The sequence below is a fragment of the Bifidobacterium choerinum genome, assembly GCF_000741135.1.
Taxonomy (GTDB): Bacteria; Actinomycetota; Actinomycetes; order Actinomycetales; family Bifidobacteriaceae; genus Bifidobacterium; species Bifidobacterium choerinum.
In genome coordinates, this window is sequence record NZ_JGYU01000011.1 from 24,805 (window position 1) to 44,429 (window position 19,625).

15 protein-coding genes and 1 tRNA gene are annotated in these 19,625 nt (G+C 67.1%); 6 read left to right on the forward strand and 10 right to left on the reverse strand.

Features of this window, described 5'->3' with window-relative positions; all coding sequences use genetic code 11:
- Positions 1–85: 85 nt before the first annotated feature.
- The 3 genes from BCHO_RS07400 to BCHO_RS07410 are packed head-to-tail and all read left to right on the forward strand — an operon-like array spanning position 86 to position 4,723.
- Positions 86–2,293 carry a DUF4037 domain-containing protein gene (locus BCHO_RS07400; protein WP_024540928.1) on the forward strand — a complete coding sequence of 736 codons (2,208 nt, stop codon included), beginning with the start codon at positions 86–88 and terminating at the stop codon, positions 2,291–2,293.
- A 53-nt stretch (positions 2,294–2,346) separates the two neighbouring features.
- Positions 2,347–3,060 (forward strand): DUF4125 family protein, encoded by a 714-nt coding sequence (locus BCHO_RS07405; RefSeq protein ID WP_081707965.1) that lies wholly within the window; start codon positions 2,347–2,349, stop codon positions 3,058–3,060.
- Positions 3,061–3,106: 46 nt separating this feature from the next.
- Positions 3,107–4,723 carry an alpha/beta hydrolase family protein gene (locus tag BCHO_RS07410; protein ID WP_024540930.1) on the forward strand — a complete coding sequence of 539 codons (1,617 nt, stop codon included), beginning with the start codon at positions 3,107–3,109 and terminating at the stop codon, positions 4,721–4,723.
- Positions 4,724–4,806: 83 nt separating this feature from the next.
- Here the strand turns inward: BCHO_RS07410 and BCHO_RS07415 are convergent, their stop codons facing one another.
- The 5 genes from BCHO_RS07415 to serS form a co-directional block, all read right to left on the reverse strand.
- Positions 4,807–6,144 (reverse strand): aspartate aminotransferase family protein, encoded by a 1,338-nt coding sequence (locus tag BCHO_RS07415; protein WP_024540931.1) that lies wholly within the window; start codon positions 6,142–6,144, stop codon positions 4,807–4,809.
- 157 nt (positions 6,145–6,301) lie between these two features.
- On the reverse strand, positions 6,302–6,880 hold the full coding sequence (locus BCHO_RS08880) for a TetR/AcrR family transcriptional regulator (RefSeq protein ID WP_024540932.1): 579 nt from the start codon (positions 6,878–6,880) through the stop codon (positions 6,302–6,304).
- A 127-nt stretch (positions 6,881–7,007) separates the two neighbouring features.
- A complete protein-coding gene (locus tag BCHO_RS07425) occupies positions 7,008–8,396 on the reverse strand; it encodes an APC family permease (RefSeq protein WP_051354871.1) in 1,389 nt (462 codons plus the stop codon).
- A gap of 415 nt (positions 8,397–8,811) precedes the next feature.
- A tRNA-Ser gene (locus BCHO_RS07430) sits at positions 8,812–8,896 on the reverse strand.
- 101 nt (positions 8,897–8,997) lie between these two features.
- Positions 8,998–10,281: a serine--tRNA ligase gene (gene serS / locus BCHO_RS07435; RefSeq protein ID WP_024540934.1), complete on the reverse strand. Its 1,284-nt coding sequence runs from the start codon at positions 10,279–10,281 to the stop codon at positions 8,998–9,000.
- Between the two features lie 183 nt (positions 10,282–10,464).
- Here serS and BCHO_RS07440 point away from each other — a divergent pair, with 183 nt between their 5' ends.
- Both BCHO_RS07440 and pgm read left to right on the forward strand, forming a co-directional pair.
- Complete coding sequence (locus BCHO_RS07440; protein ID WP_029675468.1) at positions 10,465–11,607, forward strand: diacylglycerol/lipid kinase family protein; 1,143 nt, start codon at positions 10,465–10,467, stop codon at positions 11,605–11,607.
- A gap of 161 nt (positions 11,608–11,768) precedes the next feature.
- Positions 11,769–13,445 (forward strand): phosphoglucomutase (alpha-D-glucose-1,6-bisphosphate-dependent), encoded by a 1,677-nt coding sequence (gene pgm / locus BCHO_RS07445; RefSeq protein ID WP_024540935.1) that lies wholly within the window; start codon positions 11,769–11,771, stop codon positions 13,443–13,445.
- Positions 13,446–13,597: 152 nt separating this feature from the next.
- Here the strand turns inward: pgm and rpiA are convergent, their stop codons facing one another.
- The 4 genes from rpiA to BCHO_RS07460 all read right to left on the reverse strand — a co-directional run bounded on the left by rpiA (position 13,598) and on the right by BCHO_RS07460 (position 16,383).
- Entirely contained in the window at positions 13,598–14,299 is a 702-nt protein-coding gene (rpiA, locus tag BCHO_RS07450; protein ID WP_024540936.1) for a ribose-5-phosphate isomerase RpiA, read from the reverse strand.
- Between the two features lie 85 nt (positions 14,300–14,384).
- A complete protein-coding gene (locus BCHO_RS07455) occupies positions 14,385–15,443 on the reverse strand; it encodes a ribonuclease H family protein (RefSeq protein ID WP_024540937.1) in 1,059 nt (352 codons plus the stop codon).
- A 138-nt stretch (positions 15,444–15,581) separates the two neighbouring features.
- Positions 15,582–15,671 (reverse strand): 30S ribosomal protein bS22, encoded by a 90-nt coding sequence (locus BCHO_RS09090; RefSeq protein ID WP_004268639.1) that lies wholly within the window; start codon positions 15,669–15,671, stop codon positions 15,582–15,584.
- Between the two features lie 88 nt (positions 15,672–15,759).
- Positions 15,760–16,383, reverse strand: a complete 624-nt coding sequence (locus BCHO_RS07460; protein WP_029675469.1) for a hypothetical protein — start codon at positions 16,381–16,383, stop codon at positions 15,760–15,762.
- A 535-nt stretch (positions 16,384–16,918) separates the two neighbouring features.
- Here BCHO_RS07460 and radA point away from each other — a divergent pair.
- Positions 16,919–18,331, forward strand: coding sequence for a DNA repair protein RadA (radA, locus tag BCHO_RS07465; protein WP_024540939.1), 1,413 nt, complete (start codon positions 16,919–16,921; stop codon positions 18,329–18,331).
- Between the two features lie 15 nt (positions 18,332–18,346).
- Here radA and BCHO_RS07470 read toward each other — a convergent pair whose 3' ends face one another.
- Positions 18,347–19,594 (reverse strand): riboflavin kinase, encoded by a 1,248-nt coding sequence (locus tag BCHO_RS07470; RefSeq protein WP_024540940.1) that lies wholly within the window; start codon positions 19,592–19,594, stop codon positions 18,347–18,349.
- Between the last annotated feature and the right edge of the window lie 31 nt (positions 19,595–19,625).

Sequence of the window (19,625 nt, forward strand, 5' to 3'; positions counted from 1 at the left end):
GGCGTGTGCCACGGCCGATGCCCTACGATGGTGCTCAGCGAGACGGCGGCGCAGCGGGCGCCGCCCGGACGGAAAGGCGGCTGCGATGGCGCACGACGAGGACGACCTGCTGGCGAAGCTGACGCGGTTCAGCGAAGGCGTCGCGCCGCCCTTCGCGCAAGCCGACACGACGGACGCGACAACGGACGGCACAGGCGATGCGAACGGCACAGGCGACATGAACGATACGAATGTCGCCGATGACGGCGCCGGATTCGACGTCGACGAGTTCCTGCACGGCCTCGACGCGATCTTCGCCCGCCACGAAGCGGCCACGAAGGCCGAACCCTATCTGCTCGACGCGATGGACCTGGCCGAGAACGCCGGCGACCTTCCCGGCCTGCTCACCGTGCTCAACGAGACGATGGGCTTCTACCGCTCGCAGTCGCGCCACAAGGACAACCAGTGGATCATCCAGCGGGCGATCGAGCTCGCGCTGCGCCTCGGACTCGAAGGCACCGAAGCATGGGCGACGACGCTCATCAACGCGGCCACGTCGCAGCGCGCCGCCGGCAACTACGAGCAGGCCGAGGAACTCTACCGTCAGGCGCTCGACTGCGCCGACCATGTCTACGACGCCGACGACCGACGGCTCGCGGCGCTGCACAACAACCTGTCGATGCTCTACGGCGAAACCGACCGTCCCGCCCAGGCCGTGGCCGAACTACGCGAGGCGCTCGCGATCCTCGAACACGGCAGCCCCGACCCGGACACCGACGTCGACGTCGCCTCCACCTGCGCGAACCTCGCGCTCGCGCTGCTCGCCGAGGCGACGGCGGGCGACAACGACGCCGACACGACATCCGCGGCGCTTGACGAGGCGCGCGCATGCGCCTCACGGGCGCTGGCGATTTACCGCGCCGCCGACGCCGAGGGCAGCGCGCACTACGCATCGGCGCTCGCGACGGCCGCACAGGTGGCGTTCGCATGCGGCGATTTCACGGGCGCCGTCGCACGCTACGAACGCGCGCTCGCCATCATCGGCGCATGCTACGGCGAGCACACCGACTACTACCGCGTCACCGAAGCCAATCTCGGCAAGGCGCGCGAGGCACTGCGCGCGGCCGGCGCGTCGGCTGGCGAAGCCGCGGCGAACGCGCGGGACGAGAACCCGCAGTCCGCCGGCATGGCAGGCAGCGGTACAACGAACGACGCGACGGGCAGCGGCGCGGCAGGCACCATGACCCAGGCATCCGAGGCATCATCCAGCACGGCGCCGTCCGACGCGGCCGCTTCTCCGCGTCGCAGCGGCCTGCAGCTCGCTCGCGATTTCTGGCTCGCTTACGGCAGGCCGATGCTCGAGGAACGCTATCCGGACTACGTGGGCCGCATCGCGGCGGGTCTCGTCGGCCCGGGTTCGGAATGCTTCGGCTTCGACGACGCGCTCTCCGAGGACCATGACTTCGGCGCGCGCTTCTGCCTGTGGCTCACCGACGACGACTATGCGAGGATCGGCGAGCAGCTGCAGCGCGACTACGAGGCGCTGCCGCGCGAGTTCGACGGCGTCACGCGTTCCGCCACGACGCCGCGCGCGTCCGGCGGCGGCCGGCGCGACGGCGTGTTCCCGATCGGCGGCTTCTTCACGGCGCTCACCGGATACGCGAGCGCGCCGGGCGCCGACGAGCCGCATCGCTGGATGATGCTCGACGAGGCCACGTTGGCGAACGCGACGAACGGGCGCGTCTTCGCAGACCCGTTCGGCGCGTTCTCGAAGGCGCGCCAGTCGTTCAGGATGATGCCGGACGACGTGCGGCTCGCATGGATCTCGCGGCGTCTGGGGATGATCGCGCAGGCCGGCCAGTACAACGTGCCGCGCATGCTCGCGCGCGGCGACGGCGCGGCAGCGTGGCTGTGCATCGACGAGTTCACGATGGCCGTCTCCTCGCTTGTGTTCCTGCTCAACAATCCGGTGACGGTCGGCTATGCGCCGTACTACAAGTGGCGTTTCGCCGCGCTGCGCGCATTGAGCCGGCGCGCCGGCATGCGATTGGCCGGCGTGTGCGACGAGCTCGAGGCGCTGCTGCGCCGCTCGTCGGCCGCCTGCTTCGGCGGTGCGGGCTTCGGCGAAGGCGGCTCCGGCGCCGCGCCGCATATCGAGGCCGTCGAGCGCACGATCGAGGCGATCTGCGCGCAGATCGTCGAGGAGCTGCAACGGCAGGGCCTGACCGATTCGGACGCCGACTTCCTCGAATGGCAGCGCCCGTATGTGGAGGCGCACATCCACGACCCCTCGCCATGCCTGCACAGCCTGTGACGGCCGCATGGCACGACCACATCGGATATGACCACATCAGAAACGGAGCCATGATGACGCAAGCACATGATGCGACGCAGGACGACGGCTCGCTGCCGGACGACGAACGCACGGCGCTCGTCGAGCAGATCGTGCGGCATGAATGGAACATGTTCCAGCGCACGACGAACGAAGGCGGCCGTGCCGCCTGCCAGGGCAACTGGCCGATGTTCGCGCTGATGCGCACAAGCCAGTTCATGCCGTGGCCGATCGAGCTCATCAGGTCGTATCTGCAGGATCTGGTCGACGCCAAACATCGGGGCCGCAACCTCGTCGAGGAGAAATACGCACGCATGATGGCATCGACCGACCCGGAACGCTACCGGCGCGACATCGCCCCGTATATCCCGGCGCTCGACGACGCGCGCGTCGCTCGGCAGGAGCGGATCGTGGCATGTCAGCTCGACTGGGCGCGCGACTTCACCACGCGTTTCCCCCACATCGGCGCGAACATGCGTGTGCTGACGAGCGATCAGGACACCGGCGAACAGACTTCGTACGAGACGTATCTGCGCGGGGAATTGGGCACCTACTCGCCACGCACATTGGGGTTGTACGAGGATTTCGTCATGCGGCTGCAGGCGCAGGGCGGCAATCTCACGCAGCTGACGGTGGCATGGACGATGCGGCTGGCGGGCAGCGGCTCCCTTGACGAAGCGGAACAGGTGCAAGGCGGTTCGCCACGCGATCGACAGGGAGGCAGGCACGCCGATGCGGACGCGATTTGAGCTTTGCGCCGAAGAATCGGCAAGCCTGACGATACAGTGAGGAACCGTGCAGCATTTCTGGAAGCAATTCGCATGGACGCTTGTCGCATCGACGGTCACACTCGCGTTTTTCCTCGGCGTGAGCGCGTTGATGATGCCGCCATGGCGCATCGAACCGCTCAGCGCGCATATCACCGTCTCGACGTCCGACACCGCGATCGCCGCCGATGGCATCACGACGCCCCAGGAAGGCACCTACAAAGTCAAGGAATCGAAGATTCGGCTCAGGATCAGCGGCGGCAGGACCGTCGATGCGATCGTGCGCGAGCCGATCGGCGCGCCGAAGGGGCGCCCCGCATGCTCCTTCGTGCACGGCGCCGGCACCGGCAAGGCCTCCGAGGTCTACGGCGACATCGCCGGCGCGATGGCGTCGGCCGGCATCACGACGCTCGTGCAGGACAAGCGCCTCGACAACTACACACCGCTGTCGCGCGACTACCTGTCGAACGCCGAGGACTATCTCGCCGGCCTCGACGCGCTGCGCGCATGGCCGGGCGTCGACGCCGCGAAGGCCGGCATCTACGCGGAATCGGAAGGCACCTGGATCGCGACGCTGATGGCGGATCGGGACAAGGACATCGCGTTCGCGATCCTGACCTCCGCCCCGGTGTTCTCCCCCCGCCAGCAGATGGCGATGGCGGCGACGCAATACCTCAACATCATCGGCGCGCCGAGCGGCGTCATCGGCATCATCCCGAAGCTCATCAGCCTCGACTTCGCCCCCTTCGGCCTCAACTACGCCGACTTCGACGCGGCCGCCTACCGGCACAACCTGACGATGCCACTGCTCGTCAACTACGGCACACGCGACCCGTCGATGCCGTGCGAGCAGGGCGCGCAGCAGCTCATCCGCGACGCCCATGACGTCGGCAACGAGAACGTGACGGTGCGCTACTACCCGACGAACCACCAGATGCGCACCGGTTCGTCGCTGTCATTGCCTGGCCTGCAGCTCGAGAAGCACTACACGCACAACCTTGAGGACTGGGTGAACGCGGTGGCCGCCGGCGCGACGGCGACGGACTGGACGACACCGCCGATCGCCGGCGCGCAGCCGTTCCAGGAGTTTGCGGTCCCGGCCAGCGTCAGGCCCGGCTGCATCCATTCGCTGCTCGAGGTGCTCGTCGTCGCCCTGCTCGTCGTCCTGCTGTGGCTCATCGTCGTCATCTGCTGCCTGATCACGTTCCTGCGCCGCCACCACTGCGACGCCGAATCACCGGGGCGCAAGGGGCATACGCTCGTGCACCGGTATACGGCGCAGTCGAGGGCGCTCATCATCGGCAACATCATCCTCACGCCGACGCTCACCTGCGGCTTCCTCGCCTACTTCGCGTTCGTCGCGCGCGCCGCGCTCAAACTCGAGGACGATGCGGCGACGCTCGAAGCCGGATGGGTCGCGCTGCGCATCGGCGCGTTCATCGCGATCGCGATGCTGTGCTGGCTGTGGATCCGCCTGTATTTCTTCTACGGCCCCGGCGAACTCGACCCGCGCGACGCCGACCACGACCTCCCGCGCAAGGAATACCGCATGGCACGCGGTCACAGCTGGATCATCGGCATGCTGTCCGTCTGCGTGCTGCTCGCGCTGGCGCTCGCCGACTTCTTCGGCCTCATCGGCTCATGAGACCTTGCATGTGCAAACGGCGGGCCGTCCGCGGAAAATGGACTCCGCGGACGGCCCGCCGTTTGCACAGGGCTACGTGAGGCTCAGGCCTTCGTGCCGACGACATCCCTGACCGCCTTGTCGAAGGCGTCGATGAACCAGTCGAAATCCGCCTCGGTCGTCGTAATGTTCGGATAGACGCGCAGGATCGTGTCGTCGTTCGTCGACGTCATCGTATGCACGTGGTACTTCTGCGCCATGACGGCGGCCACGCGGTTCGCATAGCCGACGCCGTCGGCGTCCACGCCGAACTTGAGGCCGATCATGAAGCCGCGGCCGCGGATCTCCGCGATGACGTCCGGATACTTCTGGTGGATCTCCTCGAGCTTGGCGAAGATGTACTTGCTCTTCTCGCGGACCTGGCCCGCCACGTCGTGCTCGATCATGTACTGCAACGCACTGAGCGCGACGGCCGCCGAGATGTTGTTGTCCTGGTAGGTGGCCGTATGCATCATCGCGCTGTCGTAGGATCCGTAGGCCTCCCGATACAGGCTGTCCTTGACCTGGATGCCCGAGACCGGCAGCACGCCGTCGCTCATGCCCTTCGCGAAGGTGAACGCATCCGGGACGAGTCCCTCGTAGTACTGATGCGCCCAGACGTAGCCGGTGCGGCACGAGCCGGCCTGCACCTCGTCCATGATCATGTAGACGCCGTACTCGTCGCACAGGCGGCGGATCGTCGGGAAGTAGTCGTCCGGAGGCACGACGACGCCGCCCTCGCCTTGGATCGTCTCGGCGATGAACGCGATGACGTCGCCCTTCTTGAACTCCTCCTCGACGGCCTCGAGGTCGCCGTACGGCACATAGGTGTGGTCGGAGATGACCGGCTGCCAACGGCGCCACACGTCCTTGCCGCCGGCGCTGACGGCGCCGAGCGTCTTGCCGTGGAAGGAGTTGAGCGTCGAGACGATGCGCTTGCGCTCCGGATGATTGCGCCCCGCGGCGATGCGCACAAGCTTGAGCACGGCCTCGACGGCCTCCGCGCCGCCTCCGCCGTTGACGATCGTACGGGTCAGTTCCGGCGTGACGAGCGCCATGTCATGTGCGAAGGCCGCCGTGATCGGCTTGAGCGCAAGCGGATCCATCGTCAGCGGCTTCGTGGCGAGGTACTTGCGCACGTTCTCGACGATGAACGGATTGTTGTGCCCAAGCAGATAGACGCCGACGCAGCCGATGAAGTCGAGTCGCTTGTTTCCTTCCGCGTCCCAGATATAGCAACCCTCGGCGCGTTTGATGTCGAAGGTCAGTCCACCGGCGAGGCCGAGTTTCGTGCGGTACTCGTTCATATGCTTGAGCTGCATGTCCTTGACCTGGTCCTCGGTCAGGTCGAAGGCCTCGTCGAGGCTGATGAATCCCGGATACAGTTCGGATGCGGCAGTCATGGTCAAATCCTTCCGTTTCTTGTTTGTGAGCGTGTGCTCACTTTAAAACATCGAGATTTTCCGGACGATTTCACTTATGTTTCCAGCAACGATCATAGATGTCGATTCTGTTACTTGAGCGCACGCTCACTTATATATCGCATGCGACGACTGCAACTCAGTGCAGCCGCACGATGGCGCGCGCGAGGTCGCGCGCCTCGAGCGCCAGACGGTCGTCACCGGCCATGACATACTCGACCTGCGCGTTGTCGACGATGTCGACGACGGCATCGGCGAGGACCCGCGCCGGGCAGTCGTCGGCGACCTGCCCCATCCCGCGCGCCTCCTCGAGGAAGGCGACGAGCTTCGTGCGCCAGCAGTCGTGCGGTTCGACATACGAGTGTCCGTCGCGCGTCTTCGCCGCCCAATACGCGACGACGACGCACGCCTCCGCCTTCGACGCATCCGTCACCGGCATGAGCTCGTCGATGAGCGCATGGACGGCATCCAGACCGTGCCTGCCGGCGATGCCCCGTTCGATTCGCGCGTTGGTGTGCGCGACGACCTCGCGGTAGGCGCGTTCGACGATCGCATCCATGTCCTTGAAATACCGCCACAGCAGACTGTTCGAGACGCCGAGCTCGGCGGCAAGCGCGCGCGAGGACGCGGCTTCGAGCCCGCGGCCGCGTTCGACGAGCGTCAGGAACGTGTCCACGATCTGCTGTCGGCGTTGTTCGTGGTCGACGACCTTCGGCATCGCTGTCCTCCCTTTTGGCCCTTCCGTCGGCATGCGGCCGCGTCCACCATCGTACGCGAACATGCGGTCGGGGCCGCCTTCCAGAACATCATGGAAGACGGCCCCGACCGCGCGGCGGATGGGAGGCTCAGCCGACGACCGCCGCCTCGAGCACACGGTAGGCGTCATGCCGGCGCGCCCGCATGACGAGCGCCTCGACGACGCCGACGACGAGCGAGATGCATGTGCAGACGACGAGCGTGCCGCAGGTGACGCCGAAGGTCGCCTCGCCGACGAGTCCGGGGAAATACATGACGGCGCATACGAGGATCGCGACGAGCAGCAGCACGCCGGCCGCCGGCGCGACGACCGATTTGAGGACGCCCTCCCTGGCGCGCAGATCGGCGCGACGCACGAACATCACGACGACGGCAAGGCATGCGAGCACGAGCAGCAGGACGAAACCGAGGACGGCGGCGCCGGAGAACCACGAGAACGCCTGCGTGAACGGATCGAGACCGGCGACGCCGACGCAGGCGAGGATCACCGTCGACATCGCGGATACGACGAGCGACGCGACGGTCGGCGAATGGTGCCGCGCATGCAGGCGTCCCAGCGCGGCCGGCAACGCGTGGATGTCGGCCATCGAGCGCAGGTAGCGCGCGAGCACGTTGTGGAAGGAGACGACGGCGGCGAACAGGCTCGTGATGATGAGCGCGCTGATCACGTTCGCGAACCAGCCGCCCACGTATTTCGCGCCGGTCATCTGCAGCATGTCGCCGGCGGCGAGCGCGACCGCGTCCACATCGCCGTCCGAGCACCAAGCGACGACGATTGCGAACGACGAGACGAGGCAGAGCAACGTGACGAAGACGACGGCGACATAGGTGGCGCGCGGCACCGTCACGTCCGGGTTCTTCGCTTCGGCGCGATAGATCGACGTCGATTCGAATCCGACGAAGCTCGCGATCGCGAAGATGATCGCGACGCCGGGCGCGCCCTCGAGCGAGACGGACGGGGAGAACGTGGCCGCGAAATCGATACCGAGCGGCAGATGTCGGGCGAAGATCGCGACGCACAGCACGACGGCGACGGCGATCTCGCCGGCGATGAGCACGTTGACGACCTTCGCACTCATCGCGATGTTGCGGTAGCCGAGCACGCCGACGACGCCCGCGGCGACGAGCGAGCAGACCCACCACGGCAACGACAGCCCGGTCATCGACGCCATGCATGTGGCGATCTGCATGCCGAGGAAGCAGTAGATGGCCGATTGGATCATCGCATAGGTGAACAGCGCAAGCGTCGATGCGCCGAGACCGAGCACCGGATGGATGCCGCGGCCGATCGCGTCGAAGAACCCGCCCGATCCGGTCACATGACGACCCATCGCCGCAAAGCCGATCGAGAACAGCAGCAACGCGACGCCGACGACGACGAAACTCACCGGGAACGCGGCGCCGTTGCCGTTGAGGATGCCGAGCGGCGTGCCGCCACTGAGCACGGTGAGCGGCGCCGCCGCGGCGACGACCATCATCGTGATGGCAGGCGTGCCGGGGCCGCCGTGCTTCGTCCCCGCGGATGCAGACGGAGCGGCGGAGCTGATTGGGGATTGGACCGGACGCACACTGGCGTCCGCGCATGGTGCGGATATGGATGATGCGGTCATCGTCGCCTTCTTTCGGTCGGGAACGGAGCGGATATGCTCACGAATCGTCGATATGCATTGCCTCCATCGTGGGTGTCGGATGCGGTGTTCTGCTTCGGCATCGAATCGTGCCGGATATCCGGGAAGATAAATGAGCAGCCGCTCACTTACGTAATCGCGATGTTTTCGGTTGGTTACGGAACCGGCCCGCGACCCCGTCCGCGGACACACGGCCGTAACACGGCATACGGGAGCAAACGAAAAAAGGGTTCCGGGATGAACTCCCGGAACCCTTGGAATCAGGCGGATAGGGCGAGATTCGAACTCGCGGACGCTTGCGCGTCAACGGTTTTCAAGACCGTCTCCTTAGACCGCTCGGACACCTATCCAATGTGCTTGGCGCACGGACGACCAGTATACCATGCGTCGTTCCCGACGCGGGGCCGCCGTCCATGCGCCTCGCCGCATCATCACGTCGCCGACGCGAAGGTCACGCCTCCCACGTCGTCGGCTCGATGACCTCCTTGCCGCCCATGTAGGGACGCATCGCCTTCGGCACGACGATCGAGCCGTCCTTCTGCTGGTGGTTCTCCATGATCGCGACGAGCCAGCGCGTCGTCGCGAGCGTGCCGTTGAGCGTGGCGACCGGCTCGGTGCCGTTCTCGACGCGTTCGCGGATGTTGAGGCGGCGCGCCTGGTACTGCGTGCAGTTCGACGTCGATGTGAGCTCACGGTAGCGGCCCTGCGTCGGCACCCACGCCTCGCAGTCGAACTTGCGCGCGGCCGACGAGCCGAGGTCGCCGGCGGCCGTGTCGATGACGCGGTACGGCACCTCGACCTTGCCGAGCATCTCCTCCTCCATCGCGAGCAGGTGCTTGTGCTGCTCGTAGGAGTCCTCGGGCTTGCAGTAGACGAACATCTCGACCTTGTCGAACTGGTGGACGCGGATGATGCCGGTCGTGTCCTTGCCGGCGGCGCCCGCCTCGCGGCGGTAGCAGGAGCTCCAGCCGCAGTAGCGCAGCGGGCCGTGGCTCAGGTCGAGGATCTCGTCCTCGTGCATGCCCGCAAGCGCGACCTCGGAGGTGCCGACGAGGTAGTCCTCGTCGGGTTCGCGCAGACGGTAGATCTCGTCGGCGTGCGAGTTGAGGAAGCCGGTGCCGCGCATCACCTCGGGGCGCACGAGCGTCGGCGTGATCGCGAGCACGAAGTCGTGCTCGTGCGCCTGGTCGACGGCCATCGTCAGCATCGCGATCTGCATGCGCGCGATGTCGCCGCGCAGGAAGTAGAAGCGCGAACCGGAGACCTTGACGCCGCGCTTCATGTCGATGCCGGCGACTCCCTCGCCGAGCGTGAGATGGTCCTTCGGCTCGAAGCCCTCGGCCGCGAAGTCGCGGATCTGGCCGACCTTCTTGACGACGACGTAGTCGTCCTCGCCGCCTTCCGGAGCCTCCGGCTCGACGATGTTCGACAGCTGCCACATCGCCGTGGTGTACTGTTCGTTCGCCGTGTCCGCGTCCGCCTTGTACGCGGAGACTTGCTCGGAGAGCTCCTTCGTCTGCGCGATCAGCGCGGCCTTCTCGTCGGCGGCCGCCTTCGCGACCTGCTTGCCGATCTCCTTCTGCTTGGCGCGCGCCTCCTCGTACTTCTTGAGCGAGGTGCGGCGCACCTCGTCGCTTCTGAGGACCTCGTCGACGAGTTCGACCGACTCGCCGCGCTTGCGCTGGGATTCCTTGACGACTTCAGGGTGTTCACGGATGAATTGAATATCGAGCATGGCTCAAGCGTAATGCGCGAAGCCGACAGCTGACCGTCGTTTTTCCGATGGTTTTCCACGGCGCGCGGACGGGTCCCGCGGCGCCGCGCGCACCGCTTGCTAAGATGGGAAACCGGTAGCTGGGCGCGGACGCCGCCACGGGTGCGGCGCCGGCGGCCGTGCGAGGAGAAGCGAGGGCGAGCCATGGACCAACAGACACTGATCATTCTCGCGACGATGGTCGCGCTCATCGCGCTCATCGTCGCGGTCATCGCCGCCATCCGCATCACGATGCACCGCCGGCGCGTGCAGCGGCTCGAGCAGCGCCGCGACGACCAGGTCCACTACGCATTCATCATCAACCCGTCCAAGCCGACCGCGGCGACGACGCGCGCCCGCATCAAGGAATACTGCGCGAACAAGGGGCTGACCGAGGTCATGTTCATCGACACGCAGCTCGACAAGGACGGCCGCGCCTGCGCGAAGGAGGCGCTCTCGCGCGGCGCCGACGTCGTCATCGCCGTCGGCGGCGACGGCACGGTGCGCACGGTCGCGTCCGCGCTCGGCGGCACCGGGCACGCGATGGGCATCATCCCGATCGGCACCGGCAACCTGTTCGCGCGCAACATGGGCATTCCGCTCGACGACGTCGAGGCCGCGCTGACGATCGCCGTCTCCCACGGCTCGCACCGCGTCGACGTCGGCCGCCTGCGGATCCTCGACGACCCGGACGAGGACCATGCGCACGCGTTCCTGATCATCGCCGGCGTCGGCTTCGACGCCGTGATGATCGACGACACCGACCCGAAGCTCAAGAGGAACATCAGCTGGCTCGCCTATTTCATCTCCGGCGCGAAGCATCTGTTCGCGCCGAAATACCACGCGTCGATCACGATCAAGGGCGCCGACGGCGAGGCATACACGCAGCGGGACACCGAATTCCGCACGTTCATGGCCGGCAACTGCGGCCAGATCCCGGTGTTCTCGCTGATGCCGGACGCGTCGTTCAACGACGGGCTGCTCGATTTCGAGATGATCGACACGAACGGCGGCCTCATCGGCTGGGCGAATCTCTTCGGCGACGTCGTGCACCAGACGATCACCGGCAAGGCCTCGCAGAGCCCGCTGTCGACGCATTCGCACATCGACCAGATGCAGGGCGTGCAGGCCGAGGTCATGCTCGACAAGCCGGTGCCGGCGCAGGTCGACGGCGACATGCTGCCCGAGACGCGCCACATCCTGTTCTCGGTCGACCGCGAGGCGCTGCTCGTGCGCGTGCCGCTCGACGACGGCATCAGCGCGACGACGCAGATCCCGCCGATCAAGGCGCCGCTCGCCAAGGACTGAACGCGCGCCGGCGCAGCCTCCTTCGCGCACGAATCCGCCGTTGGCGCCGCTGCAATCGATTTCATCTCTTTGCCACCGGCTAAACTGGCACAGCGTCTGCACGGCGGCCACGCCCTGCAGCATCGAGCAGTAACTGTTGTCCCCGTCAGAATGAAGGAAGTATGGTTGCACCTAACGCGGGCATGCCCGCCACTGAAGCAGATCTGATCAACGTCGACGAAGTCATCGGCAAGTACTACGACGTCGTCCCGGATCCGTCGGTCCCCGAGGAGCGCGTCATCTTCGGCACCTCCGGTCACCGCGGCTCGTCGCTGAAGACCTCGTTCAACGAGGCGCACATCGTCGCGATCACGCAGGCGATCGCCGAATACCGCAAGGCCGCCGGCGTCACCGGCCCGCTCTACATCGGCCGCGACACGCACGCGCTGAGCCTTCCGGCATGGAAGACCGCGATCGAGGTGCTCGTCGCGAACGGCGTGCGCGTGCGCGTCGACTCGCGCGACGACTTCACGCCGACGCCGGTCGTCTCCCAGGCGATCCTGACGCACAACCGCGCGGCCGACGGCACGCAGCGCTTCGAAGGCGCCGACCTCGCCGACGGCATCGTCGTGACGCCGTCGCACAACCCGCCGACCGACGGTGGCTTCAAGTACGATCCGGTCACCGGCGGCCCGGCGCCGTCCGAGGTGACGAACGCGATCGCGAACCGCGCGAACGAGCTGCTCGGCGACTTCAGGAACGTCAAGCGCGTGCCCTTCGAGCAGGCGATCAAATCGGACCTCATCGAGCGCTTCGACTTCCGCGAGCACTACGTCGACGACCTCAAGAACGTCATCGACTTCGACGTCATCCGCAACTCCGGCGTGCGCCTGGGCATCGACCCGCTCGGCGGCGCCTCGGTCAACTACTGGCCGCTCATCAACGAGAAGTACGGCCTCAACATCGGCGTCGTGCGCCCCGAGGTCGACCCGACGTGGCGCTTCATGACGATCGACCACGACGGCAAGATCCGCATGGACCCGTCGTCGCAGTATGCGATGAAGGGCCTCGTCGACGAGCTCAACGCCGGCGCCTGGGACAAGTACGACCTCGTCGGCGGCACCGATCCGGACGCCGACCGCCACGGCATCGTCTGCCCGAACTGGGGCGTCATGAACCCGAACCACTACATCGCCGTCTGCGTCGAATACCTGTTCGGCGGCAACCGTCCCGACTGGCCGGCGGGCACCGGCGTCGGCAAGACGCTCGTCTCCTCGTCGCTCATCGACCGCGTCGCCGCGTCGATCGACGCGCGCGTCGTCGAGGTCCCGGTCGGCTTCAAGTGGTTCGTCGACCCGCTGTTCACCGGCGAGATCGCGTTTGGCGGCGAGGAAAGCTCCGGCATGAGCTTCCTGCGCTTCAACGGCCGCGTCTGGACGACCGACAAGGACGGCCTGATCCCCGACCTGCTCGCGGCCGAGATCACCGGCAAGACCGGCAAGAACCCGGCGCAGCTCCATCAGGAGCAGGTCGAGCGCTTCGGCGAAAGCTGGTACAGCCGCATCGACACGCCGACGACGCTCGAGCAGAAGCAGAAGTTCGCCAAACTCGACGCGAAGGACGTCACGGCCACGACGCTCGGCGGCGAGGACATCACCGCGATCCTGACGAAGGCGCCGGGCAACGACGCGCCGATCGGCGGCATCAAGGTCGTCACCGAGAACAACTGGTTCGCGGCGCGCCCCTCCGGCACCGAGAACATCTACAAGGTGTACGCGGAGTCCTTCGTCTCCCCCGAGACGCTCGACGCCGTCCTCGACGAGGCCACGCAGGTCGTCGACAAGGCGCTCGGCGAGTGAGCGCCCGTGCGCCCGCGGCATGACCGCCGCGGGCGCACGTCATCGATTCCCGTGACGACGAAGGCCCGCAGCTGCAGCAGCTGCGGGCCTTCCGCTTACCGAGGGAGTCGCCTACCGGCGAGGCTCTCCCATCGACGAACGCGACGCGATGCTCACGCCTTGTTCGGGTTGACGAGCGTGCGCGGGCCGTTCGGGTCGCCGACGATGACCTCGTTGACCATGTCGAGGAACAGGCCGTCCTCGACGACGCCGACCATGTTGATGAGGTCCTCGTGCAGGCCCGCCGGGTCGTCGATGCGCTCGAGGTGCAGGTCGACGACGTAGTTGTTCTCGTCGGTGCGCACCGGCTTGCCGTCGGCGTCGAGGCGCAGCGTCGGCTTGTAGCCGCGCTCCTTCATGCGCTCGATGACGTGCATCGCGCCGAAGGGGATGACCTCGACCGGCAGCGGGAACTTGCCGATGACGTCGACGAGCTTCGAGGCGTCGACGATCCAGACGATGTGGTCCGAATTGATCGCGACGATCTTCTCCCACAGCAGCGCGGCGCCGCCGCCTTTGATGCCGTTGAAGTTCTTGTCCACTTCGTCGGCGCCGTCGATGCACAGGTCGATGTGGTCGACGTCGTCGATGTTGACGATCTTGATGCCGTAGCCTTCCGCCTGCTCCTGCGTGCGGCGCGATGTCGTCACGCCGGTGAACTCGAGGCCCTCCTCCTGCTTGCGGCGGCCGAGTTCGTCGACGAGGAAGCGGACCGTGGAACCCGTGCCGAGTCCGACGATCATGCCGCTCTTGACGAGCTTCGCCGCTTCGATGCCGGCTTCCTTCTTCATTGCATCCTGCTGTGCCTTATCCATGACGCTCCTTTTGTTTCGTCCATCCGGGAACCGCGCCCCGGCTGCCTTTCAGTGTAGTGGATGTAGTGGAATCGCACGGGCGCCGTCAGCGCGGACGGTGGACGAGGAACGACGCGCCGTCGAGCGTGATCGTGCCGTCGCCGTCGACGGTGCCCTCGACCTCGATGTAGCCGCGTATCGCGCGCGGGCGGCCGTCGTAGTGGGGGCTCGACGACGGCGGCGGCGTGAACGTGACCGTCCCGTGCACATGCAGTCCGCTGTGCCGCAGCAGCGGCTCCGGCGACGTCGTGTGCGCCGCGTCCGCCGGGGACGACGTGGACTGTGCGGACTGCGCAGTGTCATGCACCGTCGATTCCTCGTCCGGCGCAACGTCGTCGTGCACGGCCGGCGCTTCATGCGCGTTTTCAGCGTTCCGCGCATCGTCGACGGCGGCGCGCGCCGATGCCGCGTCCGCCTCGCGCACGGCGCGCTCGTCGGTGTCGACGACGCCGTCGGCGTCCGTCGTCTGTGGGCCGTCCGCGTCGCCGTCGACGCCGATGCAGCGCGTGCGCCGGTAGTCGTCCGCCGACAGTCCGCCGTCGAGCAGCATCCGCGCATCGAGCGGCACGTCGAGGCCACGCGCGTAGGACGACGCGAGCAGAGACTGCCATCCCTCCTTCGGCAGGTAGCCGTCGCGCACCGATGAACGGCAGTCGCCGGCGTAGGTGCGCGCGAGCTCGTCGACCTTCTCGTTGCCGGCGTTGCCGGCGTGTCCCTTGACCCAGACGAAGCGGACACGTCCCTTGCGGCGGTGGATCTCGTCGTCGATCGCGCGGATGAGCTCCGCGTTCTTCACCGGCTCCTTCTTCGAGTTCTTCCAGCCGTTCCTCTTCCAGCCGTGCACCCATTTCGTCGAGCAGTTGATCGCGTACTGCGAATCGGTCTCGATGACGAGCTCCTCGTCGCCGGGATGCGTGCGCAGCGCCTCGAGCACGGCGCACAGCTCGCCGATCTGGTTCGTGCCGTTCGTCGCGCCGCCGGCGTCGCAGTCGCCGCCGTGCGCGTGGCCGCGCGTCTCATGCGTCGGATGGTCCGCCCACGCCCAGCCCATCGGGCCGTTGGGATTGCCGAGTGCGGAACCGTCTGTGGAAACTGTGATCGTCATGCTTCCAATGTACCCGCACGGTGCGCCGTCGCACCGCAGGACATATCGTGGAACACGCCGTGAAAAACCGATCCCGCGGCCCGCACGAGGATCGTGCATGGCCGCGGGATCGCGGTAACGCTGTATAGCGCGGTAAGACTACTTGCGCTGGTGGCGAGTCTTACGCAGCAGTTTGCGGTGCTTCTTCTTGCTCATCCGCTTGCGGCGCTTCTTGATGACCGAGCCCATCGTCAGCCTCCGTTCCTTACTTGAAAGTTTGCAACTTGCCTAACACTACACCGTTCATCCGACTTTGGCGAGTCGGCGCGCGCTGCGCTCACAGCGGGAACAGCTTGAACACGGTATCGACGGAGCTCTTCGGTCCGCTGAGCCGCACGCACACGGTGTTGTTGCGCCACACGGCGACCTCCTTCGCGTCGTCGCCCTTGTCGGCGTTGACGACGTAGGCGCCGGTGTTCGCGCCGTTGACCTTGACGCTGCCGGCGGCGATCTCATCGCCTTCAAGCAGCTTGGTGAGCGCGTTGTACTGCGTGAGCGCCTCCTCCTCGCTCGCCCACTGCCCGACGACGACCTGCACGTCCTTGGCTTCGTCGCCGGTCGAATAGACGAGCCGGTACTCCTCGAGCGGCGACGAGGCGTCCCATTCGTCGGTGGCCTGCGCGTCGGTGCGCGCGAAGTTCGAGACGTGCTCGGGCATCGCCTTGAGCAGTTCCGACGCGTTCGCCGGCAGCGCCTTCGCGTCGATCGTCGGCTTCGCCGAGGCGACCGCCGTCGGCACGTCCATCGGCTCCGGCACATGGCGCACCGCCCAGCCGGGCCATGCGAATGCGCTGAGGATCGCGAGCACGACGATGGCGGCGGCCGCGAACACGACGATGCGCGCCTTGTGCGCCGTCGATGAGGTCTGCGTCTGCTGCTGCTTGCCGGAACTGACTGCCATGTGGCCCATCTTGGCACAGCCTTCTGACCGTGTGCGCGATGCGCAGACGCCGCCGTGCCCAGTCCCACCGAACCCCGCCGCCATACCCGCCGTGTCCAGTCCCACCGAACCCCGCCGCCATACCCGCCGTGTCCAGTCCCACCGAACCCTGCCGCATAACTCGGGAATTGGCCCGAACTGTCGAGTCATGCGACGGCACCCGTCGATTCCCTTCCCCATCATGCGGCACGGCTGTGCGATACCGTGCGATACCGTGCGATGACGATCGCTTCGACGGTCATGATGTGCATATGCGTGCACTTTCGTCGCGGGCGGCCGTTCGACCATCACCCGGCCGGCGCATCACTCTGCAATCGACCCGAAATATCGAGTTATGCGCATGCAGCACGGCACCGGGGCGATGCTCCTGATCGCGCAGCAGTCGACATAGATCGCGCAGCGGCGCAGACGGCGCGCCAGACGGCCTCTGCACGAGCGCCAATCAGGCGCGCCCGCACCCTTGCGCGCGCGCATGAAGGCAGCTAGGTTGCTGCATATGGCGAAAAGCAATGTGAGTTACGTATGCACCGAGTGTGGATGGACCGGCGCGAAATGGTTCGGCCGCTGCCCCGAATGCGGCCAGTGGGGCACGATCGAGGAGTTCCACGAGACGCGTCCCGCCGCGTCCACGTCGCGCACGGCCGCACCCGGCCGCACGTCGCGCACGACGCCGACGGCGGTCGCATTAAGCGCCGCCCAGCCGATCACCGACGTCGACACGGCGTCCGTCACCCGCGTGCCCACCGGCTTCGGCGAATTCGACCGCGTGCTCGGCGGCGGCATCGTCCCCGGCTCGGTCGTGCTCATCGCCGGCGAACCCGGCATCGGCAAATCCACGCTGCTGCTGGAGACAGCCGGCAACATCGCACGCAACACGCCGTCCGGCAACGTCCTGTACATCTCCGGCGAGGAGTCGCAGGCGCAGGTGCGGCTGCGCGCGTCGCGCATCAACGCCGTCGAGCCGAACCTGCTGCTCGCCTCGACGACCGACCTCGCGACCGCGCTCGGACTCATCGAACAGCACAGGCCGGCGCTCGCGATCGTCGACTCGGCGCAGACGATCGTCTCCCAGGACGTCGACGGCATCTCCGGCGGCTCCACGCAGGTGCGCGAGGTCGCGAGCGCGCTCATCGACACGGCGAAGTCGCTCGACGTGCCGGTGCTGCTCGTCGGCCATGTCACGAAGGACGGCTCGATCGCCGGCCCGCGCACGCTTGAGCATCTCGTCGACGTCGTCTGCCAGTTCGAGGGCGAGCCGCAGACGGCGTTGCGGCTGCTGCGCGCCGTGAAGAACCGTTTCGGCCCGACAGACGAGGTCGGCTGCTTCGACATGAGCGGCGTCGGCATCGAGGAGGTCGCCGACCCGGCCGGCCTGTTCCTGTCGTCGAACGAGACGCCCGTCGACGGCACCTGCGTCACGTTCACGCTCGACGGCCACCGTTCGCTGCCGGTGGAGGTGCAGGCGCTCGTCACGAACTCGGTGCTGCCGACACCCCGGCGCGCCGTCAACGGCGTCGACTCGAACCGCATCGCGATGCTCGTCGCCGTCCTCTACCGGCACGGCGGCCTGTCGTTGCTGAGCAACGATCTGTACATCTCGACGATCGCCGGCGGCGTCGCGAAGGAGCCGAGCTGCGACCTAGCGATCGTCGCGGCGCTCGCGAGCGCGGCGACGTCCACGCCGATCGCGCGCTCGACCTGCGCGGTCGGCGAGATCTCGTTGACCGGCCAGGTGCGTCCGGTGCCTCGTCTCGCACACCGGCTGCGCGAGGCGGCGCGCCTGGGGTTCACGACGGCGCTCGTGCCGCCGATGCGCACTTCGGTGTCGATTCCGGGGCTGCGCATCGTCGAGGTGCGCTCGCTGCGCGACGCGCTCGACGCGCTCAAACTGACGAAGCGCGGCAAATGACGCGGCGGGTGTCGGCTATGCGCCGACGACCTTCAGTGTCTCGTCGGCATTGCGCTTGAGTTCGTCGACGAGCGCCTGTGCGGAGTCGAACTTGATCTGCGGGCGCAGGAAACGCGCGAATTCGACGCGCACGCGGTGGCCGTAGAGTTCGAGCCAGTCGTCGGTGACGGCGTAGGCTTCGAGGACGCGTTCGTCGTGGCCGCTGTCCTCGTTGAAGGTCGGCTTGCGGCCGATCGAGATCGCCGCCGGCCAGCGGTACGGCGAATGCGGCGCGAGCCGGCTTTCGACGCCGCCGGATGTGTACGGCTGCGCGATCGACGCAACGCCGCCGCCGTCGAGGTCGCCGAAGGGGCGCTGCGACTGCGCGTACGCCTCCTCGCTGCCGAGGTCGATGAGCCATCCCGCGTACACGCCGTCAACGGGCAGGTAGCCGTCGATCGGCGCGACGAGGTTCGCCGTCGGGAACCCGATCGTGCGTCCGCGCTCCTCGCCGTGCGTCACCGTGCCTTCGACGCCGTGCAGATGACCGAGGATGCGGTTCGCGTCGGCGACCCGCCCCTGGCTGAGCAGCCAGCGCACGTTCGTCGAGCTCAGTTCGCGCACCTCGCGCGCGTTGACGCGCTTGCTCCAGGCGCGCCGCTCCGCTTTGCTCATCCCCTCGAGCGGGTCGGAGGGCTCCCCCGGCCGTTCGGGCGCCTGCGGCGTGAAGTCGGCGGGCACGCGCACATGGCCGCCGTTGTCGACGACGACGTCGAGTTCGAACACGCCGGTCGCCTGCGCAAGCGTCCCGATCTTCTTCACGTCGCCTTCGAGGCCGGCGCCCATGCGCGCGTCCTGTCCGAGCACGAGCGTGCGCATGCCGACCTTGCCGACGAGGCGGCCGAGGAAGAAACGGAACGACTTCGCGGCGAACGCGAGGTCGTAGTGGACGATGAGCACGTAGTCGACGCCGAGTTCGTCCATCATCCGCAGCCGTTCGTCGACGCCGCTGATCGCCTGCGCGTCGTGCACGCCGTCGGGCACGCCGATGCCGGCGTGCGTCTTCGCGTATGTGTGCACGAAGGCCGGCCGCGGGTCGAACATGACGACGACGGCGAAGCTGTTGTGCGCCTTCGCGAGTTCGACGGCGCGTCGGATGACGGCCTGGTGTCCGCGGTGCACGCCGTCGAAGACGCCGACGGTGACAACCGATTTCTTGGACGTGCTCAGCGTCGGCCATGCGACGTTGCCGCCCTCGTCCGGTTCGAGCCGAATGATGTTCATTGCTTTCCTCCTGTTGCCTGTTCGGTGCGCC

Bases quoted from the DNA above. Each gene is read 5' to 3' on its own strand.
- BCHO_RS07400 (WP_024540928.1), top strand. From the start codon at position 86: ATGGCGCACGACGAGGACGACCTGCTGGCGAAGCTGACGCGGTTCAGC.
- BCHO_RS07405 (WP_081707965.1), top strand. From the start codon at position 2,347: ATGACGCAAGCACATGATGCGACGCAGGACGACGGCTCGCTGCCGGAC.
- BCHO_RS07415 (WP_024540931.1), bottom strand. From the start codon at position 6,144: ATGACTGCCGCATCCGAACTGTATCCGGGATTCATCAGCCTCGACGAG.
- BCHO_RS08880 (WP_024540932.1), bottom strand. From the start codon at position 6,880: ATGCCGAAGGTCGTCGACCACGAACAACGCCGACAGCAGATCGTGGAC.
- BCHO_RS07425 (WP_051354871.1), bottom strand. From the start codon at position 8,396: ATGATGGTCGTCGCCGCGGCGGCGCCGCTCACCGTGCTCAGTGGCGGC.
- serS (WP_024540934.1), bottom strand. From the start codon at position 10,281: ATGCTCGATATTCAATTCATCCGTGAACACCCTGAAGTCGTCAAGGAA.
- BCHO_RS07440 (WP_029675468.1), top strand. From the start codon at position 10,465: ATGGACCAACAGACACTGATCATTCTCGCGACGATGGTCGCGCTCATC.
- pgm (WP_024540935.1), top strand. From the start codon at position 11,769: ATGGTTGCACCTAACGCGGGCATGCCCGCCACTGAAGCAGATCTGATC.
- rpiA (WP_024540936.1), bottom strand. From the start codon at position 14,299: ATGGATAAGGCACAGCAGGATGCAATGAAGAAGGAAGCCGGCATCGAA.
- BCHO_RS07455 (WP_024540937.1), bottom strand. From the start codon at position 15,443: ATGACGATCACAGTTTCCACAGACGGTTCCGCACTCGGCAATCCCAAC.
- BCHO_RS09090 (WP_004268639.1), bottom strand. From the start codon at position 15,671: ATGGGCTCGGTCATCAAGAAGCGCCGCAAGCGGATGAGCAAGAAGAAG.
- BCHO_RS07460 (WP_029675469.1), bottom strand. From the start codon at position 16,383: ATGGCAGTCAGTTCCGGCAAGCAGCAGCAGACGCAGACCTCATCGACG.
- radA (WP_024540939.1), top strand. From the start codon at position 16,919: ATGGCGAAAAGCAATGTGAGTTACGTATGCACCGAGTGTGGATGGACC.
- BCHO_RS07470 (WP_024540940.1), bottom strand. From the start codon at position 19,594: ATGAACATCATTCGGCTCGAACCGGACGAGGGCGGCAACGTCGCATGG.